This window comes from Streptomyces sp. NBC_00454 (genome assembly GCF_041434015.1).
GTDB lineage: Bacteria > Actinomycetota > Actinomycetes > Streptomycetales > Streptomycetaceae > Streptomyces.
On record NZ_CP107907.1, the window covers coordinates 6723040 to 6736237 of the forward strand.

Consider the following 13198-nt stretch of genomic DNA (forward strand, 5'->3'; position numbering starts at 1 on the left):
AGTCCGTCCTGCCCCGCCCGTAGGCCACCGGCCAAGTCTCCGGCGACGGGCACCAACCTCCCGTGTCGAGGACAACCGCCCAGTGCCGGTGCGACAATTCCGTCAATGACCGTCTCGGCGCACCCCAGCGATCGGCTCCAACAACGGATTTCGAAGTGGCAGCACGGCGACTCCGAGGACGTGCTGGACGACGAAGCCCTGGTCGAGGCCGCGCGACTGTGGTGGGTGCAGGTCGCGGACGTCGGCGACGACTCCGTCGACCTGGCCCTTTACCTTCTTGCCTGGCTGCACTGGGCGCGTTTCGAAAGCGGACCGCCGGACGAACGGCAGATCGAGCAGCAGTGGGCGTTCGAGTTCTTCCGTGTGCTGTGGCAGCGCAGGTCGACCGCGCCGCCGCCGGAGATCCAGGAGTATTTCCGGGACACGAATCCGCCCATGATCGAGGACATCAGGGCGCATGCCGACGCGATGCTCCGCGACATCGCGGGTCATACGCTGACTCGGCGCAGGGACATCGGGATCCGTCTCTTCGCACTGTCGGATTGGCCGCCGGATCTCACCGCCGACGCGGCGCCGGAGCTCATGCGGGTGGCCGTGGCGCTGACCGACCGGTACGTCGAGAACGGTGCTACTGCGGATCTCGATGCCGCTGTCACCTACGGCGAACGCGCCCTCGACCTGGCGATCGAGCCAGACCTACTGCGCGCTGTACTGTTGCAGAACGTCGCCAAGCTGTACGCAGCCCGATTCGGGACGACCTCGGTGATGTCCGACATTGATCGGACCCTGGCGCTGACCGGCGAGGCCCTGACAATCATCCGGTCGCTGCCCTCCGATCCAGCCGAACTGCTGTACGACCTCAGCGCCGCGCACTGGCAGCGCTTCTTGGCCTTCCAGTACGTGGATGACCTGCGGCAGGCAGTGGCCGACGGCAGGGCAGCGGTCGATGCGCTGCCGCCGGAGAGCCCGTCACGGGCGGCGGTCGGCGCGCAGGTCGCCCGCCTGTCGCAGCTGCTTCCGCTGTACTCGGACAATCCGGACGGCCTGGAGGCCGGGACAGCGGAGCACGTGACTTCCCTGCGGGCCGCCCTCGCGGGCGCGACCGACGACACGCAGGAGGCCCACCGAACGGCACTCGGCATAGCCCTCACCGCCCGGTACGAGCGGTCCCGGCAGGCCGAGGACCTCCAGGAAGCGATCAGGCTCCTCCGTGACAACCCACCCGGGCCGATCGCCACGCCGCTGCTCGCGACGGCGCTGCGGATCCGTTTCGGCGAGCTGGGCGACGTCGCCGACCTGGACGAAGGAATCTCCCTGTTCCAACGTGCCCAGGACTCACAAACCCGGACGACCGGGCGGGTGTCGGTGTCCGAGAACCTGGCCGAGGCCCTCGAAGCCGAATACCAAGTGCGTCCGGACCCGGCGCGGTTACTCGCCGCGATCGATGTCGGGCGCACAGCCGTGCTCGCGGCCTGGCCGGACCCGACCGCGCCGGACCCCGAGCCGGGCCTGCTGCCCATGCTGGAGTCGCTGGCCCAGGAGAACCTGAACCGCCGGCTGCGCGCGGTCGACCGAACGGGCGACCACGACTTCGTGCTGTCCTCCGAGGCGATGACCGATGCCGCGTACCTGTGGTGGTTGTCCCAGCGGATGGCCGCGCGCGACCCGGGTTCGCCGCGTCTGGCCCAGGTCCGCGGGGTGCTCGGCGAATTCCATGTCCTGCGGCACATCGCGATGGTCGACTCTGGCCGGAACAACGAGCTGGCACAGACGTTGATGCACTGGCTGCCGGCGCCGGAGGCGCTCCCGGAAGGCCTGCCCGATCCACTGAACCGCATCCTCGGACCGCGAGCCGAGCCGGAGCGGCAGGCCTGGTGCGCCAACATCCTGATCGGTACCGCCTCCCAAGATGGGGACCGGGCCGCAGTGAACGCCGCAGTTCTCCTGCTGAGCACCGCGATCGAGACCACCCGAGCCAACGATCCGCAACTGCCCGAACGGCTCGGCTGGCTGAGCGACGCCTACCTGATCCGCGGCGTGAACGAACAGAGCATCGGTGACCTGGACAGTGCCGCCGAGCTGGCCGCCGAGGCAACGGCGCTGGCCCCGCTCGACGCCGCCCGGCAGCACAAGCGGTTGGTCCGCGCCCGGAGTCTGCGGCTGCGCTTCACCCGGCGCACGACAACCCCGGACCCCGGGCGGATCAGCGTCACCCGTCCCGCCATGCTCATGGAAATCGTGGACGGGCCCGAGGGTGCCGCGACTGCCGCAGCGTTGGACGCCGCGATGCAAGAGCTCTTGCTCAGCTTTCAATCCCACATGCCAGCCACCGAAAAACAGTCCAGCCGGTTCTTGCGGGACTTTCGCCGCGCCGGCCTCGCAGTCGACCTGGAACTCGCCCTGCGTGCCGCCGAGGCCGAGACCATCTCGTACGAGGATCCCACCGACCGGGCCGGACACCTTGCACACCTGTCCGACATACGTTTCGAACGCTACCTGCTGACTCGGGACAACGCCGAACTGACCGAAGCCGCCGGTCTGCTGGACGAGGCGCTCGATCTGGTTTCAGAAATCGGCCCTTACCGCGGGCCACTGCTCAGCCGCCTGACCCGAGTCTATGAACAGCATTCCGATCTGACCGGTGCGCAGATGGAGCGGCTGTGTCATCTGGCGCGCACCACGATCACCGACGCGATGGACAGCCTGACTGCGCTACGCGGCGCCGGCCGGACCGCCCTGAACCACCGGCGCTACGACCTTGCCGTCACCTGCTATCGCGAAGCTGTCGCCCTGATGCGCGTCGCCGCGCTGGAGGAGATCGACCGGGTGGACCGGGCCGCGCGGCTCACCCAGATCACCGAAGTAGGCAGCGAGGCGGTTACCGCGTACATCCTGGCAGGCGACCCAGCCACCGCGCTGGAGACGGCCGAGGAGGCCCGCGCGGTACTGCTGTCGCTGGAACTTGATCTGCGCTCCGACCTGACGATACTCCGCGCAGCCCGGCCCGATCTTGCCGAACGCTTCGAACGCCTGCGCCAGACGATCAACGCGGACCGAACCGAGAGTGCCCACCCCACAGACGGCTACGTGCGCACCGCCCAGGCCTGGCAGAACCGCACCGCCTGGGCCAACCTGCTCGACGACATCCGCGGCGTCCCCGGCCACGAGAACTTCCTGCGGCCACCGGCCGCCGCCGAGCTGACCGCCCTGAACCTGCCCGGCCCGATCGTGCTGATCAACGTGAGCCGGTTCGGCGGCCATGCCCTGATCATCGGACCGGAGCCGGGTGTCCGCGCGCTGCCGCTGGACGGGCTGGACCATGAGGACGTCCGATCGCACGCCTACGAACTGCTTTCCGCCACGGCAGCCAGTGTCACCAACGAGATCCTTACATGGTTGTGGACCGCGGTGGTCGGACCGGTGCTGGAAGCAATCGGTTCGGCAACCCGGGTGTGGTGGGTGCCAACCGGCCTGCTCTGCGCGTTTCCGCTACATGCCGCCACCGCCCCGCGAGGCCGGTCCGCGCTCGACCTGATCGAGTCGTCATACGCGCCGACGATCCGGCTGCTGACCCGCGCCTTGACTCGCGGTGCCGCGCCCGAGGCCGGCGACGACCTCATCGTCGCGGTGCGGCGTACCGCAAACGGAGCCGAACTGGCCGGCGCGGAGGCCGAGGGCCAGGCGCTGGCCGAGCGCCTTCCGCAAGCCGTCGCGCTGCTCAACGAGGCCGCGACCCGCGAGAGCGTCCTGACCGCGCTCCCCCAGGCCAGCCGCGCCTACTTCGCCTGCCACAACTTCCGCGACGACGCCCACCCGCACCTGAGCGGCCTGGGGCTCTCCGACGGCCTACTGACCATCGACGACCTGTCCCGCCTGGACCTACCGAAAGCCGAGTTCGCCCAGCTCTCGGCATGCGCCACGATCATGCCCACCCCGGACGCCCCAGACGAGCTGACCCACCTGGCCGCCGCCTTCCAACTTGCTGGATTCCGCAGTGTGGTGGCCACACTCTGGCCAGTCCACGACCTGATCGCTACCGAGTTCTCCCAGCTCTTCCACGATGCGGGCGGCCACACCCGGGCGGCCGCAGCCCTTGCCGTCGCCACCCGCGCCCTGCGCGACCGCCACCCCGGCCGCCCCGACCTCTGGGCCCCGTTCATGCACTATGGCCTTTAGGGACATGTGAGCCCCCCTTAAAGGGTCAAGGGCGCCTTCAATCACTACTTGAGGCTTTCAGCGTGGGGTCGGTTTGATAGTCAGGCCGGTGGCGGTGAGGCAGCTGTCGATCCGGCGAGGCTGGAGCTGGATTCTGCGTAACTCGCGGCGGAGTCTGCGGTCGAGGTCGTCGGGTGTGTCGAAGGCGGTGTTGGCCATCGCGCTGCGCACGAGCGACCAGGCGGCCTCGACGGGATTCAGATCGGGCGTATACGGCGGAAGCCGGACGCCAGTCGTGCTCAACCTCGTACCACTACACCGCCCCAACGCGGGTGGCGTACGCTCCCCGACGGGCTGACCGTCGTCCAGGCTCAGTCCGGCGTCGACAAACTCGCGCCCGGATGAACGAGCGGCGCCGCCGCATCGACGGAGCCTGCTGGGCCGCGCCGAGGCCCAAGCTGCGCTCGGACGGCCTGACCCCCGTGCACGCTCCCCTCCGTCTTCCCCGGTACCGTCGGCGAGCCGGGCTTGATCGTGGCGCGGCCCGCAGTCGCCCGGGTCGTGCCCTGTGGCGGGGGGCGATTCGTTAGGGCTTGAGCACGAGCGCCTTGGCGGCCAGCCATGCGGTCAGGTAGTCGGTGACGCTCTGGTTCGGGTCGGCGTTGAATCCGCCGGCCTCGCCCTCCAGGAACCTCCGCAAGGCCGCCTCGGCCGCGTCGTGGCTGACGAATCCGCCACGGCGGACGGTCGTCCGGCGGTGGTGCGGTGCCGGGACGTCGACGGCGAACGCCCACCGTCCCGTGGTCACCATCAGTGATCAGGTGGGGGCAGTGGGCTCCGAGCTGGTGACGCAATGTGTCGCGGCAACCACATCGGCGGTAGATGCGGCCGCGGTCGCCGGTGGTACGCATGGGGATCGCCTCCAGGAGGCGGAGGAAAGGGCTAGCCCCTCCAGTCTCGTGCGACCACAAGCGACCACCACGACCCATGCGCCCACTGTGATCTGCGCTTTCCCCTTGTCTGCGTGCCAAGGGCGGAAGGCCCCGCCCGTGAACTCACCGTCTGCGGATAGGGGGTGCAACCGTGGAGCGGTATCTGCCAGGCCGGCCGCGAGGTCGGCATCACCGGCCCCTGACCACGCGGGCCCTTCTTGGCGGCCTGCCCGAGCAGGCCCGAGGGGTGAACGCGGCACCAGCGGGGAGACGCCGGCGAACGCGACTGGCTGCGGGAGGTGAGGCTGGCGACCCGACGCCTGGCGATGGATCTGCCTCGTTGACACCGAAAAAAGCGGAACCCCGGAGCGACGGGTACGCCTCAGCTTCCCCACCCGACCGTCACCAGTTCCCGTAATCCTCCACATACGTGGCGATCAGCTGGAGCAGGGCCTCAGCCCGGTGCCGGTCCTCGCGCTGCTCGTGCAGTGCCTCGTCGGCGGCCCGGAGGCGGGCCAGGGCGGTCGGCTCACCGTCGAGCAGGTCGAGTACCACCGACTCGCTGATCAGGTCCAGGCATTCGGTGAGGAGGCGGCGGGTTGCGAGGGAGGGAGGGCGGGACGGGGTCGGGGTCGGTGTACGCGGTGGTCAGGTAGCGTGCGGGGTCGGTGAGGCTCCACCCGACGACGGCGCCCTGCTGGACGAAGAGCGCCATGTCGGGAGCGATGCCGATGCGGGCTTCGAGCGGCTCCTCCAGGACGTCCAGGTCGCGAAGGCAGGTCAGCACGCTGTCCCCGGGGGCGCGGCGCAGGACCGTGCACCTCTCGTGCCGGAAGTCCCTGACCTCATCGGCGCGGAGCCCGCCCGGGCGTACCGCAGGCATGGGGGAACGCGGACGATTTCCTTGGCAGTGTCGGATTCTTCCGGCACGTGGAATTCCGCCCCGACCAGCTCTCGGCTGGCCTTGTCGAACCGGATGATGTCAGGCGCCTCCCACAGGTAGTCCTGGCTGCCGAAAGTGTCCGCGAGGAACCGCTCGCGCTCCTTCACGTCCGCGTAGGGCACGACGTCCACGGAGGCGTTGATGAAACGGGGGGTGATGCGCAGAGGATCGTTCGTTACTGTCGCGCACCAGTCGCCATCGAATGTCAGCTTCCTGGTCATTTCTTGCCTCATCTGATCTGCTTTGCCGGAGCCATGTATCCGTCCTTGGAGGGAATCCTGCCCTGCACAATGTCCTCGTGAGTGATCGGCGGGTGGGGGTCCGTGGGTTTCCCGCCGAGGGCTGTCGCTCCGGAATCGCCCTTGATCCCCGACGGGCCGTAGGCCGTGATGGCCTGGCCTTGGGTGCTGTCGGGCCCATCGAGCACGACGATGTCCTCGCCTTGCCGGAACATGAGCCTTTGGCTGGTGCCCGTAGTCTGGTAGACGGCATCCGGGTTCTTCAGGATTTCCGTGATCCGGTCGTCGCTGAAACCGTGGCTCGTATCCCCGTGATATTTGGCGTGCTTCTTGACCCCCCCATCTTGTGCATTCTCGATCACGTCATCCACGACCTTGTCGAGTCGTTTCTGGGCCTTCTCCTCCTTCGTGTACTTGGGCATGAGGCCCAGCGGGTCGCACGCGGTGTTCGGGTTGGCCACGTAGGCGACGGGGTTCGGCGCGGGAGCCAGGCCCAACGGGTCCGGGGAGGTGTAGCGGCCGGTTTCGGGGTCGTAGTGCCGGAAGTAGTTGTAGTGGAGGCCGGTCTCGGGGTCGTAGTATTGGCCCGGGAAGCGGCGCGGGGTGTAGGTGCTGCTGTCGCGAGCCCAGGCGGTGGTGCCCCACAGGGTGGCCCGGGACCGCCAGGCGATGTCGCCGGACTCGTCGATCAGTTCGGTGGGGGTGCCGATGAGGTCGGTGGCGATCGCGAAGAAGCGGCGGTTGATCTCCTCCTGGCGGTCGTCGGCCGTGAGGATGCGCTCGGTCTGGGCCAGCGGGATGCCCCCGCGGTGGTCCCAAGTTAGCGCTCGATGACCGGCTTTGAGCCGCCGGGCTGGGTGCCGGGGAGCGTGCGCCCACTGCACCCGCGGCGCTGCCCCGCAGAAGGTTCGCGATGTCCGGTCGTAGGCACCGGCTGAGGATGGCGGCTTCGGATCGCAGCTGCCGGAGTCCGGAGCTCGGGGCGCAGCAGGCCAGGTGCGTTTGGTCCCGAGGCCGTCGACGAAGACCGTCTCCGGTCGTCTCGGCGGTACAGCGGCCAGGTCCGGCTCCGCCTAACCCGCGCAGCGGTACTCGCAGCGGGCCGGCGGCACCAGCTCAAGGCCTCGGGCCGTCGCTTCGGTCTACGGACGGCCGTGGCGCTCGACGGGCTGCCCGGGCGGTGAGGCTGCGGAGCGGGTGCCCTGTCTTCGCCGTACGTGCTTCAGGTTGCGGGTGTGGCCGTCGTCTGTTCGTCGGTCAGGCGGGCCCGCCAGTCGCTGACGTAGTCGTCGGGCATGGACGCCAGGCGGGCGATTTCCCCGTCGCTGCGCCCATCGAACCAGGCCAGGATCCGTGTCACGGTGCGGTTCCGTGCCGCGCGGAAGTCCTTGAGCATGTTCTCGAGGCGTTCGACTTCCTCGGCTTCGCGGACGAGCTGCTGGTCGACGGCGGAGCGTTCCTCGGCGCGCAACCGGCGCAGATGGGTGTCCAGGCCCGTCAGGGCCAGACCCTCCTCGTGCGCGGAGTTCTGGAACCCTTCGGCCAAGGCCGTCAGCACGCAGTCGGGGACGTCGGCGAGAGTGGCCCCGGGGGGCTTGGCCGCCTCCCAGGTGCCCCGACCCGCCTCTGTCGTCTCCAGCCAGACTCGGGCGTCTGTCGGAACACGGTCGCCGCACGCCTGCGCGCGGTAGGCGTAGAGGGCGGCACGGTGGCCGTAGAAAGTGAAACCGTCCTCGATCTGCCGGTCGGCGGCGCGGCACATCCGCCCCGGTACACCGCCATAGCCGCTCTCGGGACGGTAGTCGGCGTAGGCATCGAGTTCCGCGTCCGTGGCCAGGCCCCAGGAGGGGTCGCGCAGGTCGGGGTTCATGGCGAGGAACGCGCCGACCTCGACGCGCCAGGCAGGGGTCGGTGTCGTGCGCGGCCTGGGCCACAGGAGCCCGCCGGAGGAATCGAAGGTGTGGGTCGCGGCGTGCTCGATGTCGTCCCAGGCGGTGGCGGCCTCGGCCGACCACTCCAGCTCGCCTTCCGGTCCGATCCGGTGGACCGAGTCCACGAGCCGCTGCACGGCGGGCAGGATGCGCAGCGCGAGGGCGTGCAGCTCCTCGGCGGTGAAGAAGCGCCATGAGCAGCCCCGCCGTTCGTCGTGGGTCAGGTGGCCGAGCAGCTGCACCATGACTCCTGGGGCCGGGATGGCCCCATCGCCGAGCGTCCTGCGGGGGAGGCCGGGGAGCTGACTGCCGAGCTCTTCGCGCGGGGCGCGCCAGTCGATGTCGCCGAACCAGACGGCGCCGCTCCGCGCGTCCACTGCCAGCCACTGGTGGTATCCCGCTCCCGGGCCGTAACGCTGCTCCTGCTGCTCGGGGTGCTCGTCGTGCCACACGTATTCGGCCGGAGGCGGGTCCAGCTCTACGGCCATGAAGCCGTCCTCGGGGCGGTAGCCCGTGAGGACGCGGGCCATTTTCGGCGCGCTGTCGGCTGCGGTCATGAGGGGTTTCCTCTCGGTGGATCGTCAACCGCCGCAAACGTAGGGCACCGGGCATACAGTAGTTTAACTTTCAGCCATCGCGTCCGATAGTCGGACGCCCCGAGAATCCTGGTGTCACGTGGGGTCTACGCGCGTGCGGCCGCCGCCAAGTTGGCCGTATTTCACGTGCGTTCACGATCCGTCCACCTCCGGCTGCTGACCCCGCCGCGCGGCGCACCTCACGCGAGCGCGGCCACCGCTTGCGCGGCGAGCATCTGCTCCAGGTCCAGGACGGCGCGCGGGGCGTGCCGGGTGTCGATGCGGACGGCGTAGATGAAACGCGTCAACTGCGGCTCGGCCAGGGGGCGGGCCACGACCTGGGTGCTGCCGCGGGGCAGGGCGAGTTGCGGCATGACGGCCACGCACAGGCCTGCGGCCACGAAGCCGAGCACGGTGTTGAAGTCGTCCCCCTCGTATTGCAGGCGGGCCTGGAAGCCAGGCGTCTTGGCCATCTGGGAAAGCAGTTCCAGGCGCAGTGCGGCCTCCGGAGCCGCGATCCATGTCTCGGACGCGAGGCTGGCCAGGTCGATGACCTCCCTGTCGGCCAGGCGGTGGTGTGCCGGGACCACGGCCACCACCGGATCCCGGGCGACCAGCGTCCGGCGCAGCATCCGGGGCGGCGGGACGGGGATGAAGTCGTAGTCGTAGCTGAGGGCCAGGTCCATGTCCCCCCGCTTGAGCCGGTTGTAGCAGGCCTCGGGTTCCAGTTGGCTGAGGCTGACCTGCAGGTGGGGGTAGACCGCGTGGAGTTGGGCCAGCGCTTGCGGAACGATGCTGGTGGCGGCCGAGGCGAAGGCGCCGAGGCGGATCCGTCCGGCCGTACCCGCGCGCATGGCGTCGAGTTCCACCGATGCCGTCGCCAACGCGTTGCGGACGCCCTGCTCGGCGTCGAGAAGGACTTCGCCTGCCGGTGTGGCGCGCACGGGCCGGCGCTCCAGCACTCTCAGGCCCGCGCGGCGTTCGAGTTCGGCGATCTGCTGGGAGACCGCGGGCGCGCTGTAGCCGAGCTCGCGTGCGGCGGCGTTGAAGGAGCCGTGCCGCACGACGGCTTCGAGGGTGGCGAGCAGGCGGGGGTCGAGTCCGTGCACGGAGTTAAGGCTCACTTATCTGTCGCGAAGATATGTTTTCTTGTGATTGCGGATGAACGCCAGCAGGATTCTTGCTCGCGGCAAGAAAAACGCAAGCCCGCGCTCCCGGATCGTGACCGCCCCTCCACCTTGTCGCCTGGGCGCCCTCCGGCAGTGCCCCGTCCGCCCCGTCCGCCCCGTCCGCCTTTTCTGCCGCAGCCCGCCGTGGCCGGGGACGTCCGGCGGGGCGCGGGTGTGCACCCGGCCGTCGACGATCACCCCTCACGCCCTGAAAGGAAGTGGTATGCCCCAGCCACCACTCATCGGACTCACCACCTACCTGGCCGACGCCCGGTGGGGCGAGTGGGACCTGCCCGCCGCAGTGCTGCCTGCGGCCTACGCCGGCTGTCTCCAGGCCGCGGGCGGCCGGGCCGTCCTGCTGCCGCCGGACGCCCCGTCGGCAGCGGCCGATGTGGTCGCACGTCTGGACGCGATCGTCCTGACGGGAGGTGAGGACGTGGATCCCGCCCTGTACGGCGCCCGGCCCCACCCGCGCACGGGGCCGCCGGTCCGCGAGCGCGACCGGTGGGAGCAGGCTGTACTGGCCGCCGGTCTCGCCCGCGACATACCCGTGCTCGGAGTGTGCCGGGGTATGCAGCTGATGAACGTACACGCCGGAGGCACCCTCATCCAGCACCTGCCCGACAGGGTGGGCCATCACGGCCACAACCCCTACCGGGGCCACTTCTGTGCCCACACCGTCACCACCGCGCCGGGGACACGGATCGGCGCCCTCCTGCCGGGGACCCGCGAGGTCGCCACGCACCATCATCAGGCCGTGGATCGCCTCGGCTCCGGGTTCATCGTGGCAGCCCGTGCGGCGGACGGCACCGTCGAGGCGATCGAGAGCACCCGGCACCGCTTCGCCGTGGGCGTCCAGTGGCATCCGGAGATGGGTGTCGACACGCCGGTGGTGCACGCCCTGGTGGATGCCGCCGGTTCCGCCGCAGACACCGATCGGGCGGCTTCGGTGGCAGGACGGAAAGTGCGCACGGTACGAAACTCGCCGGGCCGGACTTTCCCGACACAGGTGTCTTGACACCCTCCGGCGCACCCATCAGGATCACACTGTGAACCTGTCAGACAGCCAGACAGGTGGCCAGGCCCCGCGGCGCGTCAGCGCGATGGAAGCGGTCTTCGGCCACCTGCGCAGCGCCATCGAGCGCGGTGAGTACGTCGTGGGCGACAAGCTCCCCTCCGAAGCCGAGTTGTGCCGGACCCTGGAGGTCAGCCGGCCCGTGCTGCGGGAGGCGCTCCGAGCCCTCCAAGCCATCGGCCTGACCGCCTCCAAGAGCGGAAAGGGCACGTTCGTCCTGGCGAACACGGTCGAGGACCCCACCTTCGGCGACTACGTCGCCAGCGACCTGCTGGAGGTGCGCCGGCACGTCGAGATCCCGGTCGCCGGGTACGCCGCGCTGCGCCGCACCCCGGAGGACCTGGACCATCTGGGCCATCTGCTCGACCGGATGGAGCAGGAGACCGACACCACCGCGTGGGTGGCGATGGACACCGTCTTCCACCTGGCGGTGGCCGAGGCATCCCGCAACCCCGTCTTCCGCCGCGTCATCGAGGAGATCCGCGACGCACTGGCGCGTCAGTCGACCTTCCTCAACGAACTGGGCGGCCGGCGCGAGCAGTCCAACTGCGAGCACCGGGCGATCCTCGAGGCGCTGGCCGACGGTTCCGAGCACGACGCGGTGGAGGCCATGTCCCACCACCTCCTGAGGGTCGAGATGACCCTCACAGAAATCGTGCGCCCCCAGCGCGCGGCCACCTCCACGGAAGGCAGACCCGAGGCGTGAGCGAGCAGTTCCTCAAAGACGAGAAGCGCCCCACGACCCGTCACGTGGACGCCGGGGACACCGGCTACAGCAAGTCCTTGACACCCCGGCACGTCAACATGATCGCCATCGGGGGTGCGATCGGCACCGGGCTCTTCCTCGGCGCGGGCGGACGCCTCGCCGACGCCGGCCCCTCACTGTTCGTCGCCTACGCCGTCTGCGGGATCTTCGCGTTCCTCGTCGTACGCGCGCTCGGCGAGCTCGTCATGTACCGGCCGTCCTCCGGCGCCTTCGTCTCGTACGCCCGGGAGTTCCTCGGGGAGAAGGGCGCGTACACCGCGGGCTGGATGTACTTCCTCAACTGGGCGACCACCGGCATCGCCGACATCACCGCCGTCGCCACCTACACCCATTACTGGCGCCTGTTCTCCGACGTCCCGCAGTGGGTGATCGCGCTCATAGCCCTGGCCGTGGTCCTCACCGTGAACCTCATCTCGGTGCGGATCTTCGGCGAACTGGAGTTCTGGTTCGCCATCGTCAAGGTCGGCGCGCTGGTCGTCTTCATGGCCATCGGGATCTTCTTCCTCGTGACCCGGCACCCCATCGACGACGCCGTGCCCGGTCCGTCCCTGATCACCGACAACGGCGGGATCTTCCCCAACGGCCTGCTGCCCATGCTGCTGATCATCCAGGGCGTCGTCTTCGCCTACGCCTCCGTCGAGCTGGTCGGAGTCGCGGCCGGTGAGACCGAGAATCCCGAGGAGATCATGCCGAAGGCGATCAACTCGATCATGTGGCGCGTCGGCCTCTTCTACGTCGGCTCGGTCGTCCTGCTGTCGATGCTGATGCCGTGGAACAGCTACAGCGCCGGCCAGAGCCCGTTCGTGACTGTGCTCTCCCACATCGGCATCCCGGCGGCCGGCGACGTCATGAATCTGGTCGTTCTCACCGCGGCCATGTCCTCGCTCAACTCCGGCCTCTACTCCACCGGCCGCATCCTGCGCTCGATGGCCGTCAACGGCTCCGCCCCGGGCTTCACCGCCCGGCTGAGCCGCACCCAGGTGCCCTACGGCGGCATCCTGCTCACCAGCGGCATGTGCGTCCTCGGCGTCGGGCTCAACTTCGTCGTTCCGGCGGACGCGTTCGAGATCGTGCTCAACCTGGCCGCCATCGGCATCCTCGCCACCTGGGGCATGATCATGCTCTGCCACCTCCTCTTCTGGCGGAAGACCCGTGACGGCGAACTGACCCGTCCCTCCTACCGCCTGCCCGGGTCCCCGTGGACCGAACTCGTGACGCTGGCCTTCCTCGCCTCCGTCCTGGTCCTCATGTACGCCGACGGAGGAGCGGCGCGCACCACCGTGCTGTGCGTGCCGCTGATCGCCGCGGCGCTGGTCGCCGGCTGGTACGCCGTCCGCGGCCGCGTGGCGCGCGCCGCCGCCAAGAGCGAGGGCTGAGCCGGACGCCGGTCCGACCCGGCCCCGGGCCGGACCG

10 protein-coding genes and 1 pseudogene are annotated in these 13198 nt (G+C 69.6%); 4 read left to right on the top strand and 7 right to left on the bottom strand.

Going from position 1 to position 13198, the window contains the following annotated elements; genetic code table 11:
* Positions 1-105 precede the first annotated feature (105 nt).
* The gene (locus OHU74_RS30680; RefSeq protein ID WP_371618874.1) at positions 106-4176 is read left to right on the top strand and encodes a CHAT domain-containing protein; all 4071 of its coding nucleotides are present in this window, start codon (positions 106-108) and stop codon (positions 4174-4176) included.
* A 57-nt stretch (positions 4177-4233) separates the two neighbouring features.
* On the opposite strand, the gene OHU74_RS30685 is transcribed toward OHU74_RS30680, so the two are convergent.
* From OHU74_RS30685 to OHU74_RS30715, 7 genes and pseudogenes are all read right to left on the bottom strand, one after another.
* Positions 4234-4458: a hypothetical protein gene (locus OHU74_RS30685; protein ID WP_371618875.1), complete on the bottom strand. Its 225-nt coding sequence runs from the start codon at positions 4456-4458 to the stop codon at positions 4234-4236.
* A 283-nt stretch (positions 4459-4741) separates the two neighbouring features.
* Positions 4742-4966, bottom strand: a complete 225-nt coding sequence (locus tag OHU74_RS30690; RefSeq protein WP_371618876.1) for a hypothetical protein — start codon at positions 4964-4966, stop codon at positions 4742-4744.
* Between the two features lie 523 nt (positions 4967-5489).
* A complete protein-coding gene (locus tag OHU74_RS30695; RefSeq protein ID WP_371618877.1) occupies positions 5490-5642 on the bottom strand; it encodes a hypothetical protein in 153 nt (50 codons plus the stop codon).
* 225 nt (positions 5643-5867) lie between these two features.
* Positions 5868-6251: a hypothetical protein gene (locus OHU74_RS30700; RefSeq protein WP_371618878.1), complete on the bottom strand. Its 384-nt coding sequence runs from the start codon at positions 6249-6251 to the stop codon at positions 5868-5870.
* A gap of 8 nt (positions 6252-6259) precedes the next feature.
* Positions 6260-7096 (bottom strand): annotated as a pseudogene (locus OHU74_RS30705) (RHS repeat-associated core domain-containing protein); the annotation flags it as partial.
* A gap of 395 nt (positions 7097-7491) precedes the next feature.
* Positions 7492-8757, bottom strand: a complete 1266-nt coding sequence (locus tag OHU74_RS30710) for a hypothetical protein (RefSeq protein ID WP_371618879.1) — start codon at positions 8755-8757, stop codon at positions 7492-7494.
* Between the two features lie 218 nt (positions 8758-8975).
* Entirely contained in the window at positions 8976-9884 is a 909-nt protein-coding gene (locus OHU74_RS30715) for a LysR family transcriptional regulator (protein WP_371618880.1), read from the bottom strand.
* A 283-nt stretch (positions 9885-10167) separates the two neighbouring features.
* Between OHU74_RS30715 and OHU74_RS30720 the strand changes: the two genes are divergently transcribed.
* Genes OHU74_RS30720 through OHU74_RS30730 form a run of 3 tightly spaced genes read left to right on the top strand, consistent with a single transcriptional unit; the run spans position 10168 to position 13161 of the window.
* Positions 10168-10962 carry a gamma-glutamyl-gamma-aminobutyrate hydrolase family protein gene (locus OHU74_RS30720; protein ID WP_052872393.1) on the top strand — a complete coding sequence of 265 codons (795 nt, stop codon included), beginning with the start codon at positions 10168-10170 and terminating at the stop codon, positions 10960-10962.
* Positions 10963-10993: 31 nt separating this feature from the next.
* The gene (locus OHU74_RS30725; RefSeq protein WP_330299655.1) at positions 10994-11725 is read left to right on the top strand and encodes a FadR/GntR family transcriptional regulator; all 732 of its coding nucleotides are present in this window, start codon (positions 10994-10996) and stop codon (positions 11723-11725) included.
* Entirely contained in the window at positions 11722-13161 is a 1440-nt protein-coding gene (locus tag OHU74_RS30730; protein WP_371618881.1) for an amino acid permease, read from the top strand. The genes OHU74_RS30725 and OHU74_RS30730 overlap by 4 nt, the downstream gene beginning before the upstream one ends.
* The last annotated feature ends 37 nt before the right edge of the window (positions 13162-13198 follow it).

Bases quoted from the DNA above. Each gene is read 5' to 3' on its own strand.
- OHU74_RS30710 (WP_371618879.1), bottom strand. From the start codon at position 8,757: ATGACCGCAGCCGACAGCGCGCCGAAAATGGCCCGCGTCCTCACGGGC.
- OHU74_RS30690 (WP_371618876.1), bottom strand. From the start codon at position 4,966: ATGGTGACCACGGGACGGTGGGCGTTCGCCGTCGACGTCCCGGCACCG.
- OHU74_RS30680 (WP_371618874.1), top strand. From the start codon at position 106: ATGACCGTCTCGGCGCACCCCAGCGATCGGCTCCAACAACGGATTTCG.
- OHU74_RS30700 (WP_371618878.1), bottom strand. From the start codon at position 6,251: ATGACCAGGAAGCTGACATTCGATGGCGACTGGTGCGCGACAGTAACG.
- OHU74_RS30720 (WP_052872393.1), top strand. From the start codon at position 10,168: ATGCCCCAGCCACCACTCATCGGACTCACCACCTACCTGGCCGACGCC.